General features: G+C 72.7%; 21 protein-coding genes. 13 read left to right on the forward strand and 8 right to left on the reverse strand.

Annotated elements, in window-relative coordinates:
- Nucleotides 1-34 precede the first annotated feature (34 nt).
- The 3 genes from ACZ6O5_RS28285 to ACZ6O5_RS28295 are packed head-to-tail and all read left to right on the forward strand — an operon-like array spanning nt 35 to nt 3,165.
- Complete coding sequence (locus ACZ6O5_RS28285) at nt 35-835, forward strand: IclR family transcriptional regulator (protein ID WP_465980943.1); 801 nt, start codon at nt 35-37, stop codon at nt 833-835.
- A 46-nt stretch (nt 836-881) separates the two neighbouring features.
- The gene (locus tag ACZ6O5_RS28290; protein ID WP_465980945.1) at nt 882-2,267 is read left to right on the forward strand and encodes a phenylacetate--CoA ligase family protein; all 1,386 of its coding nucleotides are present in this window, start codon (nt 882-884) and stop codon (nt 2,265-2,267) included.
- A 40-nt stretch (nt 2,268-2,307) separates the two neighbouring features.
- On the forward strand, nt 2,308-3,165 hold the full coding sequence (locus ACZ6O5_RS28295; protein WP_405093765.1) for an amidohydrolase family protein: 858 nt from the start codon (nt 2,308-2,310) through the stop codon (nt 3,163-3,165).
- 24 nt (nt 3,166-3,189) lie between these two features.
- On the opposite strand, the gene ACZ6O5_RS28300 is transcribed toward ACZ6O5_RS28295, so the two are convergent.
- A complete protein-coding gene (locus ACZ6O5_RS28300; protein ID WP_465980948.1) occupies nt 3,190-4,365 on the reverse strand; it encodes an MFS transporter in 1,176 nt (391 codons plus the stop codon).
- A 172-nt stretch (nt 4,366-4,537) separates the two neighbouring features.
- On the opposite strand from ACZ6O5_RS28300, the gene ACZ6O5_RS28305 reads away from it, so the two are divergent.
- From ACZ6O5_RS28305 to ACZ6O5_RS28325, 5 genes are read left to right on the forward strand one after another with little or no spacing between them, the layout of a single operon-like run.
- The gene (locus ACZ6O5_RS28305; RefSeq protein WP_465980950.1) at nt 4,538-6,139 is read left to right on the forward strand and encodes an ABC transporter substrate-binding protein; all 1,602 of its coding nucleotides are present in this window, start codon (nt 4,538-4,540) and stop codon (nt 6,137-6,139) included.
- Nucleotides 6,140-6,152: 13 nt separating this feature from the next.
- On the forward strand, nt 6,153-7,082 hold the full coding sequence (locus ACZ6O5_RS28310) for an ABC transporter permease (RefSeq protein ID WP_465980952.1): 930 nt from the start codon (nt 6,153-6,155) through the stop codon (nt 7,080-7,082).
- On the forward strand, nt 7,079-7,993 hold the full coding sequence (locus ACZ6O5_RS28315) for an ABC transporter permease (protein WP_465980954.1): 915 nt from the start codon (nt 7,079-7,081) through the stop codon (nt 7,991-7,993). The genes ACZ6O5_RS28310 and ACZ6O5_RS28315 overlap by 4 nt, the downstream gene beginning before the upstream one ends.
- Nucleotides 7,980-9,887: a dipeptide ABC transporter ATP-binding protein gene (locus tag ACZ6O5_RS28320; RefSeq protein WP_465980956.1), complete on the forward strand. Its 1,908-nt coding sequence runs from the start codon at nt 7,980-7,982 to the stop codon at nt 9,885-9,887. Before ACZ6O5_RS28315 ends, ACZ6O5_RS28320 begins: the two co-directional genes overlap by 14 nt.
- A complete protein-coding gene (locus ACZ6O5_RS28325) occupies nt 9,857-10,450 on the forward strand; it encodes a cysteine hydrolase family protein (RefSeq protein ID WP_465980958.1) in 594 nt (197 codons plus the stop codon). Before ACZ6O5_RS28320 ends, ACZ6O5_RS28325 begins: the two co-directional genes overlap by 31 nt.
- Before the next feature lie 74 nt (nt 10,451-10,524).
- Here ACZ6O5_RS28325 and ACZ6O5_RS28330 read toward each other — a convergent pair whose 3' ends face one another.
- From ACZ6O5_RS28330 to ACZ6O5_RS28340, 3 genes are read right to left on the reverse strand one after another with little or no spacing between them, the layout of a single operon-like run.
- Nucleotides 10,525-11,508 (reverse strand): D-2-hydroxyacid dehydrogenase, encoded by a 984-nt coding sequence (locus tag ACZ6O5_RS28330; protein WP_465980960.1) that lies wholly within the window; start codon nt 11,506-11,508, stop codon nt 10,525-10,527.
- On the reverse strand, nt 11,505-12,425 hold the full coding sequence (locus tag ACZ6O5_RS28335; protein ID WP_465980962.1) for an isocitrate lyase/PEP mutase family protein: 921 nt from the start codon (nt 12,423-12,425) through the stop codon (nt 11,505-11,507). The genes ACZ6O5_RS28330 and ACZ6O5_RS28335 overlap by 4 nt, the downstream gene beginning before the upstream one ends.
- Before the next feature lie 4 nt (nt 12,426-12,429).
- A complete protein-coding gene (locus ACZ6O5_RS28340) occupies nt 12,430-14,148 on the reverse strand; it encodes a thiamine pyrophosphate-binding protein (RefSeq protein WP_465980963.1) in 1,719 nt (572 codons plus the stop codon).
- Nucleotides 14,149-14,245: 97 nt separating this feature from the next.
- Between ACZ6O5_RS28340 and ACZ6O5_RS28345 the strand changes: the two genes are divergently transcribed.
- The 5 genes from ACZ6O5_RS28345 (at nt 14,246) to ACZ6O5_RS28365 (ending at nt 19,628) form a co-directional block, all read left to right on the forward strand.
- Nucleotides 14,246-15,286, forward strand: coding sequence for an amidohydrolase family protein (locus ACZ6O5_RS28345; RefSeq protein WP_465980965.1), 1,041 nt, complete (start codon nt 14,246-14,248; stop codon nt 15,284-15,286).
- Between the two features lie 118 nt (nt 15,287-15,404).
- Nucleotides 15,405-16,211, forward strand: coding sequence for an acetoacetate decarboxylase family protein (locus ACZ6O5_RS28350; protein WP_107155352.1), 807 nt, complete (start codon nt 15,405-15,407; stop codon nt 16,209-16,211).
- The gene (locus ACZ6O5_RS28355; RefSeq protein WP_088643360.1) at nt 16,208-17,182 is read left to right on the forward strand and encodes an aminopeptidase; all 975 of its coding nucleotides are present in this window, start codon (nt 16,208-16,210) and stop codon (nt 17,180-17,182) included. Before ACZ6O5_RS28350 ends, ACZ6O5_RS28355 begins: the two co-directional genes overlap by 4 nt.
- Nucleotides 17,179-18,276 (forward strand): amidohydrolase family protein, encoded by a 1,098-nt coding sequence (locus ACZ6O5_RS28360; protein WP_465980968.1) that lies wholly within the window; start codon nt 17,179-17,181, stop codon nt 18,274-18,276. The genes ACZ6O5_RS28355 and ACZ6O5_RS28360 overlap by 4 nt, the downstream gene beginning before the upstream one ends.
- Nucleotides 18,273-19,628, forward strand: coding sequence for an FAD-dependent oxidoreductase (locus ACZ6O5_RS28365; RefSeq protein ID WP_465980970.1), 1,356 nt, complete (start codon nt 18,273-18,275; stop codon nt 19,626-19,628). The genes ACZ6O5_RS28360 and ACZ6O5_RS28365 overlap by 4 nt, the downstream gene beginning before the upstream one ends.
- A 72-nt stretch (nt 19,629-19,700) precedes the next feature.
- Here ACZ6O5_RS28365 and ACZ6O5_RS28370 read toward each other — a convergent pair whose 3' ends face one another.
- The 4 genes from ACZ6O5_RS28370 to ACZ6O5_RS28385 form a co-directional block, all read right to left on the reverse strand.
- The gene (locus tag ACZ6O5_RS28370; RefSeq protein WP_465980972.1) at nt 19,701-21,167 is read right to left on the reverse strand and encodes a dihydroorotase; all 1,467 of its coding nucleotides are present in this window, start codon (nt 21,165-21,167) and stop codon (nt 19,701-19,703) included.
- Between the two features lie 87 nt (nt 21,168-21,254).
- Nucleotides 21,255-22,103 carry an HpcH/HpaI aldolase/citrate lyase family protein gene (locus ACZ6O5_RS28375; RefSeq protein ID WP_465980974.1) on the reverse strand — a complete coding sequence of 283 codons (849 nt, stop codon included), beginning with the start codon at nt 22,101-22,103 and terminating at the stop codon, nt 21,255-21,257.
- A gap of 141 nt (nt 22,104-22,244) precedes the next feature.
- Nucleotides 22,245-23,366, reverse strand: a complete 1,122-nt coding sequence (locus ACZ6O5_RS28380) for a cellulose binding domain-containing protein (RefSeq protein ID WP_465980976.1) — start codon at nt 23,364-23,366, stop codon at nt 22,245-22,247.
- Between the two features lie 11 nt (nt 23,367-23,377).
- Entirely contained in the window at nt 23,378-24,901 is a 1,524-nt protein-coding gene (locus tag ACZ6O5_RS28385) for a cellulase family glycosylhydrolase (protein ID WP_465980978.1), read from the reverse strand.
- Nucleotides 24,902-24,916: the final 15 nt, after the last annotated feature.

Below are 24,916 nucleotides of genomic sequence, written 5' to 3' on the forward strand. Positions count from 1 at the left end.
GAAGTGGTCCGACGCCGCAGCGGAGGGACTCTCAGTGACCGAGACCAGCAAGACGATTCTCACCGTGGGCCGCGCGATGGAGGTGCTCACCCTCTTCACCGAACGGAGGGAGTCCACCCTCGGGGTCACCGAGATATCCAAGGCGCTCGGGCTGTCGAAGGCAGTCGTGCACCGGATCCTGTCGACCCTGCTGGAGAAGGACTACATCCAGATCGAGCCGCAGACCCGCCGGTACGCGCTCGGCCACGCGGCCCTCAAGCTCGGCCTGACCTACTTCGAAGGCATCGATGTGCGTCGAATGGCGCAGCCGATCCTGCACGAGCTGGTCACGGCCACCCAGGAAACCTCCACGCTCTCCATCCGCAGCGGCTGGACCCGGATCTACATCGACCAGGAGACCCCGCCCACCGACATCCGCATGTCGGTGCGGCTCGGCCATCCGTACCCGCTGCACGCCGGTTCGTCGTCGAAGGCGCTGCTGGCCTTCCTCGACCCCGAGGAGCAGGACGCCTACCTCGCCACCGGCCCGTTCGAGCGGCTGACCGACACCACCATCACCACGCCCGAGCAGCTCCGCGCCGACCTGGACCGCATCCGCAGGCGCGGGTACGCCCGGTCGCTGGGGGAGCGTCAGGCCGACGCCGCCTCGGTGGCGGCCCCGGTCTTCGACCACCGGGGCAAGCCGACCGCGGCGATCAGCGTGTGCGGTCCACTGCGCCGCTTCGAACCGAAGATCGACCAGGCGGCCGACGCGCTGCTGGACGCCGTACGGCGACTCTCGGCCCTGATGGGCCACCGGGAGTCGGAGATCATCGGGCAACGCTCCACGGAGTGATGCCCACCAGCGGTGGGGCCGGACCGCCCCGCGGGAGGGAACAGCGGTGTCGGTGCCATCCGCGCTCGACCCATCGGGCGACTCGGTGCTCTACGCGGACCCCGGCGAGGTGGAGCGGCTACGCGACCCGCTGATCGCGGCGCAGGTCCAGCTGTTGGCCCGGCACCACCCGCACTACCGTCGACTCTTCGCGCGCACCGGCGTCGACCCGGACCGGGTACGCGGGGTCGCGGACCTGCGCCGGCTTCCGGTCACCGGCAAGCAGGACTTCCTCGGTGACCCCGAGTCCTTCCGGTTGACCGCACCGGCCGACCTGCCGGTCGCCGAACGCACCCTCGCGTACGTCATCTACACCACCGGCACCACCAGCGGCGCGCCCGCCCCGCTCTACGTCACCACCAGCGACGACTGGGCCTACCTGCTGCACGCCCGGCGCTGCGCCCGGCTGCTCGGTCTCGGCGCCGACGAGGTGATCGCGAACCTCTTCCCGCTCACCCCGTTCCCGATGGGCGCCCGGATCCGCGCCGACCGGACGGCGGCGGCGATCGGGGCGACCATCTTCCAGGGGCACACCGGCCGCCCCTCGCCGGATTGGCCGGTGCACCGCCGGCTCGACGAGGCGATCGACCTGGTGGCGGCACACGGCGCGACGGTGCTGTGGGGGGTCGCCGGGTTCGTCCGCCGGGTGCTGATCCGGGCCGCCGAACGCGGGCTGCGGCTGCCCACGGTCCGCTGGTGCTTCGTCACCGGCGAGGCGACGAGCGCCGCCGGCGTCGAGGATCTGCGCGCCCGGCTGCGCGCGGTGGGCGCGGAGACGGCCCGGGTGGCCAACCGCTACGGCTCGACCGAGGGCTGGTCGATGATCGAGTGCGGGGAGGGAACGGGTTGGCACAATCCCACCCCGGGTCTGATCCACCTGGAGACGGTCGACGTGGCCAGCGGCGAGCCGGTGCCCGACGGGGAACCCGGCCTGCTGCTCATCACCCACCTGCGGGCCCGGGGCACCGCCTTCCTCCGGTACGCCGTCGGCGACATCGTCCGGCTGACCCGGGAACGGTGTGCCTGCGGGCGGACCGCCGAGCGGATCGTCTCCCAGCCGGTCCGCACCAAGGACCTGGTCAAGGTCAACGGCACGCTGGTCAACCTGACCGTGCTCGGCGACGCCCTGGTCGACCTGGCCGGCGTCGCCGAGTACCGGGTGGTTCTCGACCACCTGCGCCCCGGCGACGCGCTCTCCGGCGACGGCGTGGTGGTCGAGGTCGCCCCGGTCGCCGGCCGCGACGCCGACGCGCTGGTCTCGGCCGTACGGTCGCGGATCCGCGACCTGACCCACCTCACGCCCGAGGTGCGGGTGGTCGGCGTGGACGACATCTACGACCCGCTGGCCGACGCCAAACCCCGTCGTCTCGTCGACCGCCGCCACGTCGGCTGACGTCGTCGACACGTAGCTCTCAGAAAGGTCGTGACTGACCGTGTACACCGGTGCCATCGACGTGGTCGTCAATCCGTACACACCCGAGATCGTGGCCGCGCGACCGGCCTGGTCGAAGGACTTCCTCGGCCGCAAGATCGGCGCCGGGGACCGGCTGCCCGGGACGACGATCGAGGAGTACCTGGCCAAGATGGACCGGGCCGGGATCGCCCGGTCCTTCCTGATCGCCGCGAAGCTCGGCCCGGCCGGTGACGTCAACAGTTTCGCGCTCCAGGTCGAGACCGTCGCCGAACTGGTCGCCGCGCACCCGGACCGGTTCAGCGGCCTGGTCGGGTTGGACCCGACCGCCGGCATGGCCGAGCTGCGGCACCTGGAACGGGCGGTCACCGAGTACGGCTTCGTCGGCGCGCACTCGTACCCGCACTGGTTCGGGCTGCCCCCGGACCACCGGCGCTACTACCCGATCTACGCCAAGTGCGCCGAGCTGGACGTGCCGATCCAGCTCCAGGTGGGCCACTGCCTGCGCTACGACGACGCCCGGCCGCTGCGCAGCGTCGGCCGGCCGATCACCCTCGACACGGTCGCCTGCGAGTTCCCCGAGCTGAAGCTGGTCGGCATCCACACCGGGTGGCCGTGGACCGAGGAGATGATCGCGGTCGCGTACAAGCACCCCAACGTGTACATCGGGGTGGACGCGTACGCCCCGAAGCACTGGCCGGCCGCGCTGGTGCACTACATGAACACCTTCGGCCGGGAGAAGGTGCTCTTCGGCACCGACTACCCGGTGATCGACCCGGAGCGCGCCATGACGGAGTTCGCCGAGCTGGGCCTGCGGCCGGAGTCGGCCACGGCGGTGCTGCGCGACAACGCCCTGCGCCTCTACGGTCTCACCGACTGATCCGCCCCGCCGTCGGGGCGTGCGTCACCGACGCCGGCCGGCCGCGGTGAGCGCGACGAGCGCGACCGCGGCGGCGGCGCCACCGACGGAGAACGCGGCCATCGGGCCGACCACGCCGACCAGCAGCGCGCCCACGGCCGGGCCGGTGGACTGGCCGAGCCGCGACGACGCCGACCACGCGCCGATGAGCATGCCCCGGCCGTCGACCGGCTGCCGGGAGACGGCGTGCACGGAGGCGTTGTACGCGCAGCCGACCCCGACGCCGAGGAGCACCACGGCGACCGCCACCACCCACACCGCCGGGGCGGCGGCGGTGAGCAGCAGGGAGACCGCGCACAACCCGAGCCCGATCCGGGCGACCTGCCGGTCGGCGGTCCGCCCGGCGAGCAGGGCCAGGGCCGCCGAGGCGGCGAGACTGCCCACGTTGCCGAGCCCGACGAGCAGACCCCGGGCCGCCAGGGGCACCTCGAAGACCCGGTCCAGGGCCAGCGGCAGCATCGCCGCGGTGGCCGCGGTCATCAGGCCGATGACGACGGTGGTCAGGGCCAGCGCGCCGACCACGGTACGCAGCTCGCCGGCGCGTCGCAGGTCGGCCAGGAGCCGGGCGGAGCGGTGGTCCCGGGTCGGCCGCCGGCCGGGGCCGAGCCCGAGCACCCGGACGGTTCCGGGCACCAGCAGCGCGCCCAGCGCGTAGAGCCAGAACGCGGCGCGTGGGTCGCCGAGGCTCGCCACCGCGCCGCCGGCCATCGGTCCGACGGTGGAGGCGGTGGTCAGCACGAAGGTGTTGACCGCCAGGCCGCGCTGCCGGGCCGCACCGGTCAGCGTCTCGCCGATCACGGTCGGGGGGATGGTGAGCAGGCCGGCGAAGCCGATTCCCTGGACCGCCCGGAGCGCGACGGCCGTGCCGAACGAGTCGACGAGCGCGCAGGCGGTACCGGCGACGGAGAACAGCAGCAGGCAGCCGAGCGCCACCCGGCCGCGGCCGAGCCGGTCGGAGAGGCCGCCCAGCGCCACGGTCAGCACGATGCCGGGCACCGCGATCACGCCCTGGAGGAGCCCGACGGCGGCCTCCGAGACCTGGTACGCGGCGGCGAGTTCCGCCATCGCCGGGGCGAGCGTTCCGTAGCCGGTGGCGCCGACCGCGGACAGTGCGGTGACGGTCAGGATCCCGCCGGTACCGAGCGGTAGGGAAGGCGCCACAAGCGGTCCATTCAGCGGAACGATGTTTCGCTGAACGTACCGCAAACCCGAGCACGGGTCCATAACGGCACGTCAGGCCGTTGACACTGCGGAGAAGCCGGACCTAGTGTGTAGAAACACTGTTCCGCTAAGCGGATCGAATGTGCGAATCGCATGGGAGAGGGGTGCCGGGATGAGTCCGAAGACGGGAGTTCTCGGCCGGTTCAGAGCCCTGAAGGTTTCTGCTCTGGTCGGGGTGGTGGCCCTCCTGGCCACAGCCTGTAGTTCGTCCAACGGGGACAGCGCGGCGGAGGCGGACTCCTCCCCGGGAGCAGCCGGGGCGGACATCGTGGTCGGGGTCGGGGTGATCAACCCCGACCTGGACGCATTCTCCGCCACGTCGCCGCCGCGTTCCTTCTACGCCTACCCGGTCTGGTCCCTGCTGACCCGGGTCGACACCCTCGGCGAGGGCGCCAAGGTGGTCCCCGGCGTCGCCGAGTCGTGGACCCGCGTCAACGACCTGACCTGGCAGTTCGTTCTCCGCAAGGACCTGAAGTTCGCCAACGGCGAGCCGGTCGACGCCGACGCCGTCGTCTACTCCACCAAGTTCATGCTCGACCCGAAGAACGAGGCGAGCATCCGCGGCAAGCTCGGCATCATCAAGCAGGTCGAAGCGGTCGACGCCACCACCATCCGGTTCACCATGAGCGCCCCGGAGGCGATCCTGCCCCGGCTGCTCGGCGCGATGCCGATCGTCCCGCCCAAGGAGCACGCGCGGGTGGGCGCGAAGGCGTTCAACGCCAAGCCCATCGGCACCGGCGCGTTCATGGTCGAGAAGTTCGTCCCCGGCAAGGAACTCGTGCTGGTGCCGAACCCCAACTCCGGGCAGGGCAAGGCGCTGCCGGCCTCGATCACCTTCAAGGCGATCCCGGAGGACGCGGCCCGGGTGGCCGCCCTGCGCGCCGGTGACGTCGACATCATCACCAAGGTCCCGATCGACGGGATCAAGTCGCTGGAGTCCGGCGCGTTCACGGTCTACGACGCGGTCGAGCCCCGCACCTACGTGGTGGACCTGTTCACCGACTCCGGGCCGCTGACCGACGTGCGGGTCCGGCGGGCCGTCGCCCAGTCCCTCGACCTGGACGCGCTGGTCCAGGGCGTGATGGGCGGCAAGGGGCAGGTCGGCCAGGGCCAGTTGGCGCCGAGCTTCATGTCCGGCTACTGCAAGGACGTCACCCGGTACCCGTACGACCTGGCCGCGGCCAACAAGCTGATGGCCGAGGCCGGCGTCTCCGGGCTCAAGCTGAAGTTCCAGACCTCGCAGGGGTTCATCCTGAACGACACGCTGCTCGCCCAGGCGATCGGCGAGATGGTCAACAAGCTGGACGCGGTCGAGTCGGTGGAGATCGCCCCGATGGAGTTCTCCAACTACCTCGACGTGTACTACAACCGCACCGAACGGGCCGACTTCTTCGCCTGGGGCATGAGCAGCTCACCGTTCGTGGACGCCTCCGTGCAGCTCGAACGCCTGGTCACCGGCTACCCCCAGCACAACATCGGCTACTCCAACCCGAAGTACGACGAGTGGTTCGGCAAGCTGCGCTCGGCCGAGGAGGGCACCCCGGAGCGGCAGCAGGCGTTCTGCGAGTTGTCGAAGATCTACAAGGAGGACGTCCCGTCGGTGGCGGTGATGACCATGCCGGACGTCTGGGCCAGCTCCGACAAGATCCGGGGCTTCAAGGTGGACCAGGCGGGCAACCCGGCCTGGGAGCTGATCACCAAGGTGACGGGCTAGACGGGGTCCGACCGTGGCGAAGCTTCTGCGACAGCGGCTCCTGCAGCTGGTCCTGGTCATCCTCGGACTGTCCAGCCTGGTGTTCTTCCTGGTCCGGATCTCCGGCGACCCGGCTTCGGCCATCGCCGGCGCGGACGCGGACCCGGAGACCCTGGCGGCCATCCGCAGCAACCTCGGGCTGAACGAACCGGTGCTCGTCCAGTACGTGAGGTTCCTCGGTGACCTGCTGGTGCTCGACTTCGGCGACTCGTACCAGTACCGCAGCGACGCGATGGCGTTGGTGCTGGACCGGTTCCCGGCGTCGGCGCTGCTGACCCTCCTCGCGATGCTCATCGCGGTCGGACTCGGCGTACCGGCCGGGGTGCTCGGTGCCGTGCACCGGGACGGGCTCCTCGGCCGGGCCGTCAACGGCCTCGCCATCCTCGGGCAGAGCGTGCCGAACTTCGTGCTCGGTCTGGTGCTCATCATGATCTTCGCGGTCAGCCTGGGCTGGCTGCCGAGCTTCGGCGGGGAGGGGGTGGTGAGCCTGATCCTGCCGGCCGTCACCCTCGCCGCCTTCATCTGCGCCCGGCAGATGCGGCTGGTGCAGGCGTACACCCTGGAGGAACTCAGCAAGGGGTACGTGCGGACGGCGAACTCGCTCGGCTACAGCACCCGGCGGATCCGCTACCGGCACATCCTGCGCAACGTCAGCGTGCCCATGCTCTCGCTCGTCGGGCTGGAACTCGGCCAGTTCATCGCCGGTTCGGTGGTGGTGGAGTCGGTGTTCTCCTGGCCCGGCCTGGGCCGGTTGATGGTCGAGTCGGTCACCGCCCGCGACTACCCGGTGCTCCAGGCGGGCGTGTTCGTCATCGGCGTGCTCGTCGTGCTGATCAACTTCATCGTCGACCTGCTCTACCAGGTGGTCGACCCCCGACTCAAGGCGCAGTTGGTGACCCGATGAGCACAGTGCTGACCGTTCCCGAGCCGGGCGGGGCCGAACCCGTCGCCGAGGTCGTCCCCGCGCCGCGCCGGCCCCGCCGGCGCCTCCTGCCGAGACACTTCGGCGCCCGGATCGCGCTCGGCTTCCTGATCGTCGGCGTCCTGGCCGCGATCTTCGCCCCGGCCGTCTCGCCGTACGACCCCAACGAGCAGTCCCTGCTCAACCGGCTCGCCGCGCCGTCGCTGTTCGGCGGCGAGGGCGCGCACCTGCTCGGCACCGACGAACTCGGCCGGGACCTGCTCAGCCGCGCCATCCACGGCGGCCGGGTCAGCTTCACCGTCGGGTTCGTCGCGGCCACCTTCGCCGGCCTGCTCGGCACCATCCTCGGCGTCGTCGCCGGCTACTACCGGGGCATCGTGGAGTCGGTGATCATGCGGACGGTCGACATCCTCACCGCGTTCCCGTTCCTCATCGTCGCCCTCGCCGTGGTCGCCGTCTTCGGCGCCAAACTGTCGGTGCTGATCATCGTGCTGGTGCTCTGGGAATGGGTGCCGTTCACCCGGCTCGCCCACGCCAAGACGCTGAACGTGGTCTCCACCGACTACTTCCGGGCCGCCGTCGCCATCGGCCGTCGGGGTGCCGGCATCCTCGCCCGGCACGTGCTGCCCAACATCGCCGGTCCGCTCATCGTCGTCTGGACGTTCGTGGTGGCCCGGTCCATCGTCATCGAGAGTTCGCTCAGCTTCCTCGGGCTCGGCGTGCCGCCGCCCACCGCCACCTGGGGCGGGATGCTGAGCGCCAGCCGGGGCTACCTCGACACCGCCTGGTGGATCCCGCTGGTCCCCGGCGTGGCCATCACCCTGGTCGTGTTGAGCGTCAACGTCGTCGGTGACTGGCTGAGTGAGAGGTGGGATCCGCATGGCCGGCGCTGACGCCGTACCGCTGCTCGAGGTCGACGGGCTGGACGTCACCTTCGACACCCTCCGGGGGCCGGTGCACGCCGTCCGGGGCGCCACCTGGTCGGTGCGGCAGGGCGAGACCCTGGTGGTGCTCGGCGAGTCCGGCTCCGGCAAGAGCGTCTCGTTGCACGCCGTCGCCGGGCTGCTGCCGGCCAACGGACACACCGCCGGCCGGGTCCGCTTCCAGGGCCGGGACGTGCTCGGGCTGCGCGGCGCGAAGCTGCGCCGGTTCTGCGCCGAGAACTACGGCATGGTGTTCCAGGACCCGATGAGTTCGCTGGACCCCAGCTTCACCGTCGGCGACCAGATCGCCGAGATCCTGCGGGTGCATCGGGGGGCGTCGGCGAAGGACGCCTGGGAGCGGGCGGTCGAGCTGCTGGGCGTGGTCCGGATCGACGACCCGGGCCGGCGGGCGAAGCAGTACCCGCACGAACTCTCCGGCGGCATGCGCCAGCGCGTCATGATCGCCATGGCGATCGCCCTGGACCCCCCGCTCTTCCTCGCCGACGAGCCGACCACCGCGCTCGACACCAGCGTCCGGGGCGCGGTGCTGGAGACCATTATCGAGCTGCGGGACCGCCTGTCGATGGGGGTCGTCCTGATCACCCACGACATCGGCGTGGCGGCGGCCGTCGCCGACCGGGTCGCCGTCATGTACGCCGGCCGGGTCGTCGAGTACGGCACCGCGGAGCAGGTGCTGCACGAACCCGGCCACCCGTACACCGCCGCGCTGCTCGGGTCGCTGCCCCGGTTGCGGCGGCTGCGGTCCACGCTGACCGCCATTCCCGGCGCGCCACCGAACGCGGCCCGGCTGCCGGAAGGCTGCTCCTTCCACCCCCGGTGCCGGTTCGCCACCGACCGCTGCGCCGAGGAACTGCCGGTCCTGCAACCGAGCGGCGGCGGCCAGGTCGCGGCCTGCCACTGGACCGGCCGGCTGACCGCCGACGGCGACCTCGGCTACTGGCGCGAGGGCGGCGAACCACTCGTCGACGCCCGGCCCGGCGACGCGGAACAGCCGTTCGTGGTGGTCGAGAACCTGGTCAAGGAGTATCCACTCGGCTCCGGCCGGAAGGCCCGGGTGCTGCGGGCGGTGGACGACGTCTCCTTCACCATCCCGAAGGGCACCACGCTCGGCCTGGTGGGGGAGTCCGGGTCCGGCAAGTCCACCACCGCGATGATCATGTCCGGGCTGCTCACCCCCACCTCCGGACGGGTGGTCATCGGCGGCGTCGACATCGCCCGGCTCTCCGGCAAGGCCATGCGGGACGTCCGCCGTGACCTCCAGGTGGTCTTCCAGGACCCGTACTCCTCGATGGACCCCCGGATGACCATCGGGCAGATCGTCGACGAGCCGCTGCTGGTGCACAGACGCGGGTCGAAGGCCCAGCGGCGGGACCGGGTCACCGAGCTGCTCGACCTGGTCGGGCTGGACGGCGACTACGCCGCACGCTTCCCGCACCAGCTCTCCGGCGGGCAGGCCCAGCGGGTCGCCATCGCCCGCGCGCTCGCGCTGGAACCCGCGCTGATGGTGCTGGACGAGCCGGTCGCCGCGCTGGACCTCTCCATCCAGGCGCAGATCCTCAACCTGCTGCGCGACCTCCAGGCCCGGCTCGGGCTGACGTACCTGTTCATCGGGCACGACCTGGCGGCGGTGGCCTACATCTCCGACCGGGTGGCGGTCATGTCCACCGGGAAGATCGTCGAACTGGACCGGGTCGACGCGATCTACCAGCGGCCGGCGGCGGCGTACACCCGGCAACTCCTCGACGCGGTGCTCGATCCCGAGGCCGACCTCGGCCGGTACCGGGACCGCCCGACGACCCGGAGGGAGGAGCCGTGCGTCCCCTCGGCCCCGGCGACGCCCTGATCGTCATCGACGTCCAACGCAAGTACGTCACCGGTCCGCTGGCCGTCCCGGACGCCGCCGGGCTGGTGGACCGGATCGCCCGGTTCGCCGACGCGGCCCGCGCCCGGGACGTGCCGCTGGTCTGGGTGACCCGCGAGCTGCGCCCCGGCGTGTCGATGGGCGCCGCCACCACCGCCGGGTACGGCGCGGCGGTCGACGAGCTGTTCCGGAGCCCGGCTGCCGACCTGCATCCCGGCCTCGGCGCCCGCGCCGACGAGATCCGGGTGGTCAAGCCCCGCCAGTCGGCGTTCTACGGCACCGACCTGGCGGTGGTGCTGCGCACGCTCGGCGCGGACCGGGTGGTGCTCACCGGCGTCACCACCAACATCTGTGTCCAGGCCACGGCCCAGGACGCCCGCGCCCGCGACCTCGACGTGCTGGTGGTCGCCGACCTGACCGCCGCGCTGCCGGTCACCGCCGCCGGCTTCGACCTGCCGGCGGAGCAGGTGCAGCGGGCCACGCTGGCCACCCTCGCGCACGCCGTCGGCGCCGTCCGCTCCGCCGCCGCCGTGCTGTCCGCCTGAACCCGCCCGGACGGCACGCCGTACCGGTCCCGGGGCCGCCCGCGCGACCCCTCGCGCGGGCGGTCCCGGGGATCTCAGTAGCCCCGGCTGCGGTCGAACTCGCCGAGCAGGGGTTCGCCGGCGTGCCAGCGACGCAGGTTCGCGCAGAACTGCTCGACCACCCGTTCGGCCCGGCGCGGCGACCCGCCGGCGATGTGCGGGGTGACCACCACGTTGGGCAGTCGCCACAGCGGGTCGTCGGCGGCGAGCGGCTCCCGCGCCACCACGTCCAGCCCGGCCCCGCCGAGCCGTCCGCCGGTGAGCGCGGCGCGCAGCGCCGACTCGTCGACCAGGTCGCCCCGGCTGACGTTGACCAGGATCGCGCCGGGTTTCATCGCGGCGATCCGGGTGGCGTCCAACAGGTGGCGGGTGGCCGGGGTGAGCGGCACGGTGAGCACCACCACGTCGGCGGAGGGCAGCACCTCGTCCAGCCGGTCCGGGGTGACCAGCAGGTCCACGTCGGGGCCGGGCGCGACGGGTTCCGGCTCCACCGCGACGATCCGGGCGAACTCGAAGCCCCGGGCCCGCCGGGCCACCGCCCGGCCGGCCCCGCCGAGGCCGACCACCAGCATGGTCCGGTCGGTGAACTCCCACTGGGTGGCCCGCACCGCGATCCGGTACGCGTCGGTCCAGTCGGGCGCGCGCAGCACCGTCGCCACGCCCCGGGTGAGCGCGAGCAGCAGCGCGAACGCGTGCTCGGCCAGGTGCGCGCCGACGATCCCGCCCTTGGCCGAGACCAGACGGACGTCGCGGCCGGTGAGGTGGGCGGCGATCCGGTCCACGCCGGCGCCGACCGACTGCACCCAGCGCAGGTTCGGCGCGGCGTCGAGGGCCGCCGGCTGGATGTCACCGAAGAGGACGGCCGCGTCGGGGGCGTGCCGCAGCACGGTGGTGGGGTCCCGGGCGACCACCACCGGGTCGGGTGCGGCGGCGGCGCGGATCGCGTCGACCTGTGCCTCGGTCAGTGGGGCGATCAGCGCGTGCGCGGCGGCCAGGACGGTGCCGCTCGGCCCGGTCACGTGTCGCCCCGCCCGGCGTCGGCGCCGCCCGGCCGGGGCGGGACACCACCGGCGCCCAGGTAGCGGTCGCGGAGCCGGGTGACCTCGTCGTAGCCGATGAGCCGGGTGAACTCGCGCAGCGGTACGCCCCGGGCGGCGACCACGCCGGGCTCCGGGCCGAGCAGGTCGGTGTACGCCGCGGTGAGCGCGCGGGCGGTGGCGAGCAGGCCCTGGAGACCGTAGATGACCACGGCGATGCCGAGTTCCCGGGCGATGGCGGGGGTGAGCTCGCGTTCCAGCCAACTGCCGGGGGCGACCGCGGCGGCCAGTGGTCGGCCGCAGGCGTCCCGGGTGGCCTGCCACGCCTCGAACGGGAACGTCTCGTCGTGGCGCATCGGGAAGACCACGTCCGCCCCGGCCGCCGCGTACGCCTCGGCCCGCCGCAGCACCTCGTCGACGGTGTCGGCGTTGGTCCGGGCGACCACGGCGGCCCGGTCCCGGGCGTCGACGCAGGCGCGGACCTTCGCCGCCGCCTCGGCCCGGGGTACCAGACTCACCCCGGCCTGCTCGCTCAGCGGCCCCGGCTTGGGGGAGATCTGGTCCTCCAGCATCAGCGCCGCCGCGCCGGCCCGTTCGAAGTCCCGGGCGGCGTGGTACGCGTTGACCGCGTTGCCCCAGCCGGTGTCCAGGTCGGCGATGACCGGCAGGCCGCCGGCCCGGGCGGCGACGCCGACCGCGCGGGTCATGTCGGCGCGGGTGTAGAGGTCGGCGTCGGGCAGGCCGAGCGAGGCGGCCACGGCGAAACCGGAGACGAAGAGGCAGCGGAAACCGGCCGCGGCGGCCAGCGTGGCGCTGAGCCCGTCCCAGACGCCGGCGGCGTACACGGGCGGTTCGGCGGCGAGGACGTCGGCGAAGCCGACCGGGGCGTGCACCGGCATCGGATCACACCTCCGGCAGGTCGACGACCACGTCGACCAGGACGGGACGACCCTCGCGGACGCCCTTGACCGCCTCGGTGAGGGTGGACGTCAGGGCGTCGCGGTCGGTCACGGTGAACGCCTCGACGCCCTGGGCGCGGGCCATCCCGGCGTGGTCGACGTCCGGCCCGGTCAGGTCCATGCCGTGTCGGGCCCGGTCCAGGTCGCCGCCGCGCGTCTGCACCACCCGACGTTGGTGCAGCCAGTCCGCGCCGTAGCTGCGGTTGTTGACCACCACGGCCAGCAGCGGGAGCCGGTGGTGGGCGGCGGTCCAGAGCGCCTGCGGGGTGTAGAGCAGGTCGCCGTCGGGTTGCAGGTCGACCACCACGGTGTCGTCGTCGCGGTGGTGCAGCGCCGCGCCGATCGAACCGCCGATGCCGAAGCCGAGGCCACCGGCGCCGGAGCCGCCCAGGTGGCAGTTGTAGTCGACCAGGTCCCAGGTGCGCCGGGGCCAGCCCCGGAACATGGTGAAGCCGATCTGCCAGGGGCCGTCGCGTACCGCGTCGTAGGTGGCGGCGGCGAGGACGCCCTCGGTGATGCCGCCGTGCGGCGACTCGGGCGGCGGACCCTCGGCGGCGCGCAGCGCGGCGGTGTGGCCGGTCAGCCACTCGCGGCGGGCGGCGACGGCGTCGGCGCGGCGGGCGACCCGCTCGGCGACCAGGTCGGCGAGGACGGGCAGGGCGACCGCGGTGTCGGCGACCAGGTACTCGTCGGCCCGGATCGGCGGTTCCAGGTCGAGGAAGCCGTTGTGTTTCAGGTCGTTGAGGGTGATCACGGCGAGTGTCGTGCCGGGCCGGGTGAGCATCCGGTAGCCGCGCCGGTCGTTGTCCACCTGGGACGTCGCCCAGCGGACGTCCCGGCAGTCCAGCGCCAGGACGAGGTCGGCGTCGGCGAGCCGGCCGGCCCGGTCGGCGGTGCAGTCGGCCCAGTGCCCGGTGGGGAAGTTGTGCCGGCTGCCGAGGTCCACGACGGGTACGGCGAGGGTCTCGGCGAGCCGGCGCAGCGCGTCGAAGCCGGCCCGGCTCCGGCCGACGAAGTCGGCGAGGACGACCGGGGACTCGGCGGCGACGAGCAGGTCGGCGACGGCTTCGAGGCGGTCCGGCGGGGCGGTCGGCGGGGCGAGCGGGGCCGGCCCCCAGTCGCCGAGGTCGACCGCGGGCGCGGGGGACTCCTGCATCAGCGCGTCGAGGGCCACGTAGGTGGGGCCGGGCGGTTGGGCCACGGCGAGCTGGTGGGCGCGGAGCATCAGGTCGGGCAGCGCGGCGACGGACGTGGGTTCGGTGTCCCACTTGACCACGTCCCGGACGGCCTGGCCCTGCTGGTTCGCGGTGTGCACCCAGTCGATCCACGGGCGGCGGCGGGCCTGGTCGGCCGGCCCGGAGCCGCCGAGCAGGAGCACCGGCGCGTGGTCGGCGTACGCGTTGAAGGTCGCCATCACGGCCTGCTGGAGGCCGACCAGGTTGTGCACGGCGGCGGCCATCACCTCCCCGGACGCCTTGGCGTAGCCGTGGGCGACGGCCACGGCGACGCCCTCGTGCAGCGCCGAGATCACCTCGGGGCTGCCGCTTGTGGTGAGGGAGTCGTGCAGGCCCCGGAACGAGGCGCCGGGATTGGCTGCCACGTACCGGATGCCGAGGCGCTGGAGCAGCGCCACCATCACGTCGCTTCCGTATGTCAGATCCATGTGTCACGTCCTGAGTCGGTCGGCCTGTCCCGCCCCCGTCGGCTGCGCTACTTTATGAAACACCGTTTCATCAACCGGAACAAGAGGGGTGCGCATCATGCATCGACCTGGTCAGGCCGTGGATCTGCACAGTCACTGGTGGCCCCGCGAGTTCGCGTCGGCCGTCCGGGCCGGCCGGCGCTGGCACGCCTGGGACGCCGACCTCACCGCCGCCACCCCCCGGATCGTGGCCGGCGACCGGGACGCCCCCGCCCCGGTCGACCTCTACTCCACCGACCTGACCGCCCGCCGGGAACGCCGGGCCGCCGAGGGCATCGTCCGCGAGGCGGCGATGGTCCCGGTCTTCCTCTGGGGGTACGAACTCCCGGCCGCCGAGGCCGAGGCGTACTGCCGGGACGTCAACGCGGACCTGGCCGACGCGCAGGCCGGCTCCGACAGCACCTTCACCGGTCTCGGACTGCTGCCGCTCCAGGACCACGACGCGTCCCTGCGGGTGCTCGACCACGCCGTCAAGGACCTCGGCCTGTACGCGTTCAGCATCGGCACCAACGTCGAGGACGCCAACCTGGACGACCCGAAGGTGGTCGCCATCCTCGACCAGGTGCTGGCCGCCGGGGCGGCGATCGTCATCCACGCCAACTGGTACACCCGGGCCGGGCGCGAGCGCACCTGCCGGCACATGTTCGACAACTCGGTGGGCGTGCCGCTCGAATCCGGACTGGCGTTGGCCTCGCTGATCTACTCGGGCCTGCTGGACCGGCACCCGGGCGCCCGGATCTGCTGCTCGCACGGGGGCGGCTGGCTGCCGTACGGCATCGGCCGGCTCAACTTGCGCTACCTCCAGGGGCGGGACAGCGGCCTGCTGGCCGAGGCGCCGGACCGGTACCTGCGCCGGTTCCACTACGACTGCCTGGTGCACGACGAGCGGGCCCTGCGACTGCTTGTCGAGCGGGTCGGCTCGGACCGGGTGGTGATCGGCACCGACCACCCGTACGGCGGGGACATCCCCGAGGTCGGCGCGGTGCGCTGGATCGCCGACCAGCCGTTCCTGACCAGCCGGGAGAAGGACATGGTGGTCCGGGAGAACGCGACCCTCTTCCTCGACGGCGCGCGGCGGGCGGCCGGCGGCGCCGGCTGACGTCCCGTCGCGCCAGACGGCGGATTCGCTGGTCACGGCGTCCGTCCGGCCCTTGACACGGTTCGACGGACCCCCCTACGTTTTGTGGAACGCCGTTTCGCTGAGTGGAAGGAATCTGATGGCCACGCTCCGAGGGTTCGGCAATCCCCTCTCCCCGTCCGGCCGGGCCGCGCTCGTCGACGACCCCCCGCACCACATCAGCGCCGACGCCATCCAGGTGATCTACCGGGTCGACCCGGACAAGGCCCGCGCCTACCTGCCCGACGGCCTCGACCTGCACCCGGAGGCCCTGGCCTACGCCTACGTCGCCGACATGGTCAAGGTCAGCGACAGCCACCCCGACCAGGCCTGGACCGAACCGCAGTGGTCGCAGTACCAGGAGGGCATCCTCGGCCTCTACTGCACCTACCAGGGCCAGCCCGGTCGGTTCAGCGCCTACATCTACGTCAGCGAGGACTGGTCGGTGGTCTTCGGCCACTTCATGGGCTTCGCCAAGAAGCAGGGCGTCATCCACAAGACCAAGATCCAACCGGCCAACCCGGCGTTCGGGCCGATCGGCCCCGGCAGCCGGATGCGGGGGACCGTGGACCGGTTCGGCCGGCGGATCTTCAACGTGGACATCCAGCTCACCGAGAAGATCGACGACGACGCGGTGCCCTCGCACGGGCACCGCGTCTACACCTACCGGCACATCCCCTCGCCCAGCCCGCAGGTGCCCGACCAGCGGCAGCTCTTCGCGCTCGACCTGGACCGGGCCACCACCATCGACGCCTGGAAGGGCACCGGCGGCGTGGAGATCTTCACCGACGTGATCAACGAGGACCTCGACGGCTTCCAGCCCCTGGAGATCGTCGAGGCGTACAGCTTCCAGCGCGGCTGGACCACCAAGGCCGGCGCCACCCTGCTGCGAGAGGACCACTCATGACCGACTGGGCCGCGATCCAGGTCGCCAAGGCCGCCGACAACATCGTGAACACCTCCCTGGCCGTCCGGCCCGGGGAACTGGTCGCCGTCGCCGCCGACCACAACTCCGACCACGCGGTCGTCGACGCGCTCCTCGCGGCGGTCGCCGCCGCCGGCGCCGAGGGCACCCTGCTGGTCCAGCCCGCCCGCGCCCGGGCCGGCGAACCGGCGAACCGGATCGTCGCCGCCGCACTGGCCGGCGCGGACGTGATCATCTCGCCGACCTCGACCGCGCTGAGCTTCACCCCCGAACTCAAGCAGGCGCTCAACCGGGGCGCCCGGGCGATCGTGATGACCGGGGTGACCCGGGCCGAGCTGACCGGCGGCGCGGGCATCGCCGACTACGAGGAGGTCCACCGGATCACCAAACCGCTGGCCGACGCCATCACCGCCGGCTCCCGGATCCGGGTCACCTCGCAGCAGGGCTCCGACCTCACCGCCAGCCTGGAGGGGGTCACCTGCGGAGTGGGCGCGTCCTTCGCCCGCGAGCCCGGCCAGATCTCCAGCTATCCCAGCGGCGAGGCGTGGAGCGCCCCGGCCACCGGCACCGGGCAGGGGGTCCTGGTCGCCGACGGTTCCGCGCACCAGCTCGGCAAGCTGCGCGAACCGATCCGGGTCCACTTCGACCAGGGGCGCGCGGTCCGGATCGAGGGCGGTGACCAGGCCGGCGAGCTGCGCCGCATGATCGACGGGGTGGAGAACGGCGACAACCTCGGCGAGATCTCCATCGGCACCAACCCGGCGGCCCGCTTCCTCGGCAACATCACCGAGGACAAGAAGCAGGTCGGCACCGTCCACTTCGCCCTCGGCAACAGCGTGGTCGGCGGGACGGTCAAGGCCCCGATCCACGTCGACCTGCTGCTGCTCACCCCCACCGTGGAGGTGGACGGGGAGATCCTGGTCCAGGACGGGAAGATCGTGAAGGTGGCATGACCGCCGCATCCGCCCCGGCCCCCGGAGACGCCGTCTCCGGGGTGCCGGCCATCGACACGCACACCCACTTCTGGCCCCGGGGGCTGCTCGCCGCCGGGCGGGAAGGACGGGACTGGTACGGCTGGCGGCCGGTCACCGAGGCCGACGGCCGGCGGGCGTTCGCGTTGGGGCGTACCGTGCTGGCCTTCGCCCCGCCCGAGGTGGACCTGGCCGACCCGACGGCCCGGCTCGCCGCCCGCGCCGCGCAGCAGGGGATCGGCTTCGAGGCCGTCCAGGTGGCCGGGTTCCTGTTCAACTACCACCTGGACGCGGCCCGGGGCGCGGCCTTCTGCCGGGAACTCAACACCGAGCTGGCCGAACTGGAGGCCGCCGCCCCGGGCACCTACCGGGGGCTGGCGCAACTGCCGCTCCAGGACCGGGACGCCGCGCTGGCCGTGCTCGACCACGCCGTGACGGAACTGGGGCTGCGGCACTTCGTGATCACCCCGGCGGTCAACGGGCGCAACCTCGACGACCCGCAGATCCTGCCGGTGCTGGAGGCGATGGCCGAGGCCGGGGTGACCGCCAACGTGCACCCGGCGTTCTTCGACAAGCTCGGCGCCGGCGACCGGCTCGGCCGGTACTACTTCGAGAGCTCGTTCGCCGCGCCGGTCGAGGCGAGCATCGGGCTGATGACGGTGATCCACTCCGGGCTGCTGGACCGGCACCCGGACTTCCGGATGTGCTTCACCCACGGCGGCGGCATCGCGATCCACTCGCTGGGCCGGTTCGACCACCGCTGGCACATGATCTCCCCGGCGCAGCGCACCATGGCCCGCCCGCCCAGCGAGTACCTCGCCGCCGGCAACCTCTTCTACGACGTGCTGGTGCACGACGAGCGCGCGCTGGAACTGGTGATCGAGCGCGTCGGGGTGGACCAGCTCACCATCGGCACCGACCACCCGTTCGCCTGGGACCACCCCGGCGGCGCCGCGAACTGGATCCGTACCGCCGGTTTTCTGGACACCGCGGCCCGGGAGAAGATCCTCTGGCGCAACGCGGCCCGCTTCTACGGCCTCGACCCCGACAACCCGCCCGGGACGGCCGGGTCATGACCGACTGCGACGTCCTGGTCGCCGGCGCCGGCGCGGCCGGCCTGGCCGCCGCGCTGGCCGCCGCCCGGCCCGGCCGCACCGTCGTCCTCGCCGAGGCGCGGGAGACGTTCCGGCAGGGCAGCAACACCGCGATGAGCACCTCGATGATCCCGGCCGCCGGCAGCCGTTGGCAGCGGGCGGCCGGCGTCGAGGACTCACCGGGTCGGTTCCTCGCCGACATCCGGGCCAAGACCCACGACCGGGCCGACCCGGTGGTGGCCGCCGCGCTCACCGCGGTCGCCCCCGAGCTGGTCGAGTGGCTGGCCGACGACTGCGGGGTGCCGCTCGAACTGGTCACCGACTTCCGCTACCCGGGCCACTCGGCGCTGCGCTGCCACAGCGTGCCGGACCGCTCCGGCGCGGCCCTGCACCGCGCCCTGCTCGACGCCGCCGTGGACCGGGACGACCTGCACCTGGTCGTGCCGGCCCGGCTGGTCGACGTGCGCACCGACGACACCGGCGCGGTCCGGGGCGCGGTGCTCGCCCGTCCCGACGGCACCCGGGAGGAGTTGAGCTGCCCGGTGGTGGTGCTCGCCACCAACGGGTTCGCCGCCGACCCCGAGCTGGTCCGGCGCCACCTGCCCGAGATCGCCCACGGCGTCTACCACGGCGGCGAGGCGTCCCGGGGGGACGCGTTGCGGCTGGCCGAACGGCTCGACCTGGACACCGGCCACCTCGACGCCTACCAGGGGCACGGCTCGCTGGCCGTCCCGGACGCCATCCTGCTCACCTGGGCGACGGTCATGCACGGCGGCTTCCTCGTGGACGCCACCGGGCGACGCTTCGGCGACGAGACGGTCGGCTACTCCGAGTACGCCGTACCGGTGCTGTCCCGTCCGGGTGGCCGGGCCTGGGTGGTCTACGACGAACGCGTCCACGACGCGTGTCTGGCGTTCAAGGACTACCGGGACGTGGTGGCCGCCGGGGCGGTTCGCCGGGCCGACGACGTCGACGCGCTCGCCTCCGTGGTGGGCGCTCCGGTCGACGCGCTGGCGGCCACCCTGGCCGACGCCGACGCGGCGGCCACCGGGACCGCGTCCGACGCGTTCGGCCGGCGTGCCTGGGGCGTGCCGCTGCGTGCGCCGTACGCCGCCGTCCGGGTCACCGGGGCGCTCTTCCACACCCAGGGCGGCCTGCGGGTGGACCGGCACGCCCGGGCGTTGCGCGCCGGCCAGCCGGTGCCGGGCCTGTACGCGGCCGGCGGCGCGGCGGTCGGCATCTCCGGCCACGGGGCGGACGGGTACCTGGCCGGAAACGGCCTGCTCGCCGCCCTCGGCCTCGGCTACCTCGCCGGCCGGCACGCCACCGTCTGAGCCGGTACCGGTCCGACTCCGCGACCGCGCCCCTCACCCATCGGGTGAGGGGCGCGGTTTGCGGGGCGCGACCTAGCGGCTGACCGGGCGGCGCAGGTACTCGCCGCGCGGGGTGCCGACCACCGCGCCGTCGCGGAGGATGCGGTGCCCGCGCAGCCACACGTCGTCGACCCGGGCGGTCAGCTCGAACCCCTCGAACGGGGTGTACTCCTGGGTGGACTCGCTCGCCTCGGCGCTCACCGTCCAGGTGCGGTCCGGGTCGACCAGGACGATGTCCGCGTCGAAGCCCACCGCCAGGTCCCCCTTGCGCGGCCACAGCCCGTAGCGCTTCGCCGGATTGGCGCAGACCAGCTCGGCGACCCGGCCCAACGGCAGCCCCTGCCGACGGCCCTCGGTGATCAGGGCCGGGAGCAGGTACTCGGCCCCGCCGAACCCGGACTTCGCCACGAAGACGTCGTCCCGGTCGGTGCCGAACTTCGTCTCGTCCCGGCAGCAGGCGTGGTCGGAGACCACCCAGTCGACCTGCCCGGCGAGCACCGCCCGCCAGAGCGCCTGCCGGTCGGCCTCGGCACGCAGCGGAGGGTTCACCTTGCCGCCGAGGCCGGCGGCGGTGTCGTAGGTGGCGATCAGGTGCCCGATGGTGACCTCGCGGCGGAAGTCCACGTGCGGGAAGGCGGCGGCCATCCGCAGCGCGGACTCCATCGCCTTCTCGCCGGACAGGTGCAGCAAATTGATCGCCGGCAGGCCGGTCTCGTGGGCCAGGTAGGAGGCGATGGTGATCGCGAGCCCCTCCGAGTGCGCCGGCCGGGACGCGCTGTAGGCGGCCAGCCCCTTCAGCTCCCCGGCCTCCTCCACCAGCTTCGAGTAGGCCGCCATGATCTCGGCGGTCTCGCAGTGCAGCGACAGGCTGATGCCGTCGGCCAGCTCGGGCCGCTCCTCCCGGATCCGCTGCACGCCGCGCATGACGAACTCGAAGTGCGCCAGGTCGTACCGCTCACCGGGCGGGGTCATCAGGAACGACGACTGGTCGGTGGAGCGCCCGTGCAGGCCGTGCGAACCGTAGAACATGAAGATCTTGAACGAGCTGACCCCGAACTCGTCGACCAGCGTGCCGAGTTCGTCGATGTGGCCGGCCTGCATGGGGGCGAGGTGGAAGGCGTAGTCGACGAAGGCCCGGCCCTCGGCCAGGCGCAGCACCTCGGGGAAGAACTCGGCGTAGCTGCCGCCCCGGTTCAGGTAGTACTGCCCGGTCCGCATGTAGGTCAGCCCGGTGGTGACGCCGCCCTGCGCCGACGCCCGCGACTCGCTGGCGGTGTCGACGTCGAGCGGGTTGTAGATGCCCCAGTGCTGGTGTCCGTCGACCGCACCGGGGAAGGCCAGTCGGCCGTCGGCGTCGACCACCTCGTGCGCGTCGGCGGGGGAGAGGTCCGGCCCGATGGCCGCGATCCGGCCCGACCGGACCGCGATGGATGCTGGTACGGGCTCGTCCTCGCCCGGGCGTACCGCCCGCGCATTGACGATGAGCAGGTCATAAGCCATGGGGCTACCTCCTTGCCGGTGGCCACAGGCTAAGCCCGCCGGACCGCTCAGCGCAACAGCGATCCGTTCAGCGGAACGAAATGATGGCTACTGTCGGCGCGCGCGGACCAGCACCGCCCGGGCCGAACGGGCGACCGCCTCGTCCACCATCGTTCCGGTGCCGTCCACCGCCGCCGCCCCACCGCCCCCCTCGGCGTACGCGGCGATGACCCGCTCGGCCTCGGCCACCTCCTCGGCGGTCGGCGTGAAGACCTCGTTGATCACCGGCACCTGCTGGGGATGGATCGCCGTCCGCCCGGAGAAGCCGAGCCGGCGCAGGGCCTCGGTGCCGGCTCGCAGCTTCTCGGTGTCCCGGTAGTCCACGGTGGCCGGGCCGACCGGTGCGGCCAGCCCGGCGGCGGCCGAGGCGACGACCGCCTCGAACCGGGCCGGGAGCAGTTCCCACCCGTCCGGGCCGGGACGCAGGCCCAGGTCGGCGCTGAGATCCGCCTCGCCGAGACCGAGCAGCAGCACCCGGGGCGCGGCGGCGACGGCGTCGATCTGTCGGAGCCCGCGCGCGGACTCCAGTCGAGGTGAGACGGCGATCTGTCCGGCCGGCAGGCCGCGCTCGCGCTCCAGGGCGCTGAGCAGGGCGTCGAGGCGGGTCAGCAGGGACGGCCCGTCCACCTTCGCCACCACCACGCCGGTGAGGCCGGGGCGGACCGCCGCCCGCAGATCCTCTTCGAGGGCGTCCGGCGAGACCCGTACCCAGGCGTCGGCGTCGCCGGTGGCGCCGGAGTCGAGCCAGTCGGCGACCACCGAACGGGCGGTCGGCCGCTGCGCCACCGGCACCGCGTCCTCCAGGTCCGCGATGATCGCGTCGGCCCCGACGCCGGCGGCCTTGTCGAGCATTCGGCGGGAGTGGCCGGGGACATAGAGCCAGGACCGGGACACCATGATGCCTCCTCGATTGGAACGGTGTTCCAATCTATCCCGATCGGGCCGCGGCACCGCGCGCGGCCTGCTCCTTGCCGGCCGACCGGTGTCGGGCCGGGTGTGGGCGCGGCCGTCGTCGCCGCGCCCACACCCGGCGGCAGATCAGCCGACCGTGCAGCCGACCACCGGCGCCGGATTGTCACCGGTCGAGGACGCCAGGAAGCCGAAGCTGGTCGAGCCGCCCGGTGTCAGGTTGCCGTTCCAGGCCAGATTCCGCGCGGTGGCGGTCGTGTCGGCCTGCGTGAGCGTGGCGCTCCAGGACTGTGTGATCTGCCGGCCGCTGCCGAGGCTCACCGTCGCGGTCCACGTCGTCGTGGCCGCCGCCGTGTCGTTGCGGACGCTCACCTCGCCCTGGAAGCCGCCGGCCCACTGGGAGACTGTCCGGTAGGTCGCCGTGCACCGCCCGATGCCGGGCGGTGGGGTCGACGGTGACGGTGCCGGGGTGACCGAGAGGGTCGGGCCCGGCGTCGGGGTGGGCGGGACGGTGCCGCCGAGCACCCGCGCGAGCGCGGGATAGAAGCGGTCGGCCATCTTCCGGAAACCCGAGTCGTTCGGGTGTACCCCGTCGCCGGTGTCGGTGGCCGCGTCGAAGCCGGTCCACTGGTCCACGATGACGATGGGTGACTGGGTGGTGGTGAGACCGGCGGCCCAACCGGGGATCCGGTTGTTGAGCGTGACGGTGTCGGTGGGGCAGGTGTCGCAGCCGTGGTGCGGGATGATCTGCGACACGATGATTCTCATGCTCGGGTTGTTCGCCCGCATCTGGCCGACGAGCTTGGTGAACGCGGCGAGGATCGTGTCCATGGACTGCCAGCCGCCCCAGAGGTCGTTCGTGCCGAGGTGCATCACGACGACGTCCGGCCGGGCCGCGTTCAGCCAGGGTGGGAGTTGGTTGTTGTCGGCGATGCCGACCGCGGAGAAACCGCCGTGGCCCTCGTGGTCGGCGTCGTAGGAGAAGCCGTAGTTGCAGCTTCCGCCGTCGGAGGTGCTGCCGACGAAATCGATGTTGGAGTAGCCGGCGGTCCGTAACTGGTTCCAGAGCAGGGCGCGCCAGCAGCCGGGGCCCGCGGTGATCGAGTCACCGAGCGGCATGATCCGGATCGGCGCCGCCACCGCCGACAGGTGCGGTGCGGACCGTACCGGGGAGCCGGGGAACGCCACCGTGAACGCCAGGACCGTGGTGATCACGGCCAGCACCGCGTACCGAAGGGATTGTCGTGTCATCGGAGGTCTCCCTACGGAGCCACGGTGAGCAGGTGGGCGCGGTAGCCCTCGCCGTAGCTGCGGGTCGGCGTGCCGTTGTAGTCCTCGATGAGCACGTTTCCGCCGCTGCATCCCCACGGGTTCCAGGTCCACGCGGTGTAGCCCAGCCGGTTGCGGTCCAGCCAGGTCATCAGCCGGTCGATGTAGTCGTGGGCGCAGGTGTCCTGACCGATCTCGCCGGCGTGCACCGGCACCTGCGCGGCCACCGGGGCGATCTGGGTGTCCCAGCAGGTCTCGGTGACACAGGCGTTGAAGTTGTACGAGTGCCACGAGGCGACGATGTTGCCGCGCGGGTCGGTCGGCTTGTGGGTCAGCCACTGGGTCAGGTCGTTGGTCCAGGTCAGTCCCGGCACCAGCAGCACGTTGGTGGCGCCGGTGGCGCGTACCGCGTCGACCAGGTCCTGCATGCCGGCCACCGGGTAGTCGATGCCGGTGCAGGCGCCGCCGTCGCGCAGGCACCGCCACGCGGCGGCCATGTCCGACCAGTTGTTGGCGGCGTCCGGGTAGGGCTCGTTGAACAGGTCGAACAGCACCGCGTCGTTGCCCTTGAACGCGTTGGCCACCCCGGTCCAGAACTGCGGCGTGTACTGCCGGCTGGGCATGGGCTTCTGACAGGTGGCGTTCACGTCGGCGCAGGCCGAGATGTTGCCGGTGTACTGCCCGTGGGTCCAGTGCAGGTCGAGGATCGGGTTGATCCCGTTGGCGACCAGCAGGTTCGCGTAGTCCTTGACGGCCTGCTGGTAGGCGGGTCCGCTGGGTGAGCCGGAGAGGCCCAGCCAGCAGTCCTCGTTGAGCGGGATCCGGACCGCCCGGATGTGCCAGGCCTTCATCGCGTCGACCGAGGCCTGGTCGACCGGGCCGCTGTCCCACATGCCCTTGCCCTGCACGCAGGCGAACTCCCCGCTGGCCCGGTTGACGCCGAGCAGGCGGTAGGTGGCGCCGCCCGCCGTCACCAGTTTGTTGCCGGAGACCCGCAGGCTGGGCGCGGCGCCGCCCGGCGGCGGCGTGGTCGGCGGCGGCGTGGTGGTCGGTGGCGTGCTGGTCGGTGGGCTGGTGGGCGTCGTCGGGGACGGCGTCGTGACCGCGCCCGTGCAGGTCGTGCCGTTGAGCGCGAACGAGGTGGGTACGGGGTTCGCGCCGCTCCACGACCCGTTGAAGCCGATCGTGGTCGACCCGCCGGTGCCCAGCGAGCCGTTCCAGCTCAGACTGGCCGCCGACACCCGCGCGCCGGACTGCGACCAGGTGGCGCTCCAGCCCTGGGTGACCCGCTGGTTGGCGTTGGGGAAGTCGAACGTCAGATTCCAGCTCGTGAGCGCGGAACCGAGATTGGTGATGGCGACGTTGCCGCTGAACCCGCCGGTCCACTGGCTCTGCACGGTGTAGGTGACCGCGCAGCCGGTGGTCGCGGCCGAGGCGGGCAGCGTGACCGCCAGCAGGCTGGTGGCCATCAGGGTGCCGGCTGCCGCCGACGCCAGCAGGGCATGACGACGTGTCATGGATGCTCTCCTAGG

The sequence above is a fragment of the Micromonospora sp. NPDC049201 genome, from assembly GCF_055586805.1.

Bases quoted from the DNA above. Each gene is read 5' to 3' on its own strand.
- ACZ6O5_RS28305 (WP_465980950.1), top strand. From the start codon at position 4,538: ATGAGTCCGAAGACGGGAGTTCTCGGCCGGTTCAGAGCCCTGAAGGTT.
- ACZ6O5_RS28315 (WP_465980954.1), top strand. From the start codon at position 7,079: ATGAGCACAGTGCTGACCGTTCCCGAGCCGGGCGGGGCCGAACCCGTC.
- ACZ6O5_RS28320 (WP_465980956.1), top strand. From the start codon at position 7,980: ATGGCCGGCGCTGACGCCGTACCGCTGCTCGAGGTCGACGGGCTGGAC.
- ACZ6O5_RS28335 (WP_465980962.1), bottom strand. From the start codon at position 12,425: ATGCCGGTGCACGCCCCGGTCGGCTTCGCCGACGTCCTCGCCGCCGAA.
- ACZ6O5_RS28340 (WP_465980963.1), bottom strand. From the start codon at position 14,148: ATGGATCTGACATACGGAAGCGACGTGATGGTGGCGCTGCTCCAGCGC.
- ACZ6O5_RS28345 (WP_465980965.1), top strand. From the start codon at position 14,246: ATGCATCGACCTGGTCAGGCCGTGGATCTGCACAGTCACTGGTGGCCC.
- ACZ6O5_RS28350 (WP_107155352.1), top strand. From the start codon at position 15,405: ATGGCCACGCTCCGAGGGTTCGGCAATCCCCTCTCCCCGTCCGGCCGG.
- ACZ6O5_RS28355 (WP_088643360.1), top strand. From the start codon at position 16,208: ATGACCGACTGGGCCGCGATCCAGGTCGCCAAGGCCGCCGACAACATC.
- ACZ6O5_RS28360 (WP_465980968.1), top strand. From the start codon at position 17,179: ATGACCGCCGCATCCGCCCCGGCCCCCGGAGACGCCGTCTCCGGGGTG.
- ACZ6O5_RS28365 (WP_465980970.1), top strand. From the start codon at position 18,273: ATGACCGACTGCGACGTCCTGGTCGCCGGCGCCGGCGCGGCCGGCCTG.
- ACZ6O5_RS28370 (WP_465980972.1), bottom strand. From the start codon at position 21,167: ATGGCTTATGACCTGCTCATCGTCAATGCGCGGGCGGTACGCCCGGGC.
- ACZ6O5_RS28375 (WP_465980974.1), bottom strand. From the start codon at position 22,103: ATGGTGTCCCGGTCCTGGCTCTATGTCCCCGGCCACTCCCGCCGAATG.
- ACZ6O5_RS28380 (WP_465980976.1), bottom strand. From the start codon at position 23,366: ATGACACGACAATCCCTTCGGTACGCGGTGCTGGCCGTGATCACCACG.
- ACZ6O5_RS28385 (WP_465980978.1), bottom strand. From the start codon at position 24,901: ATGACACGTCGTCATGCCCTGCTGGCGTCGGCGGCAGCCGGCACCCTG.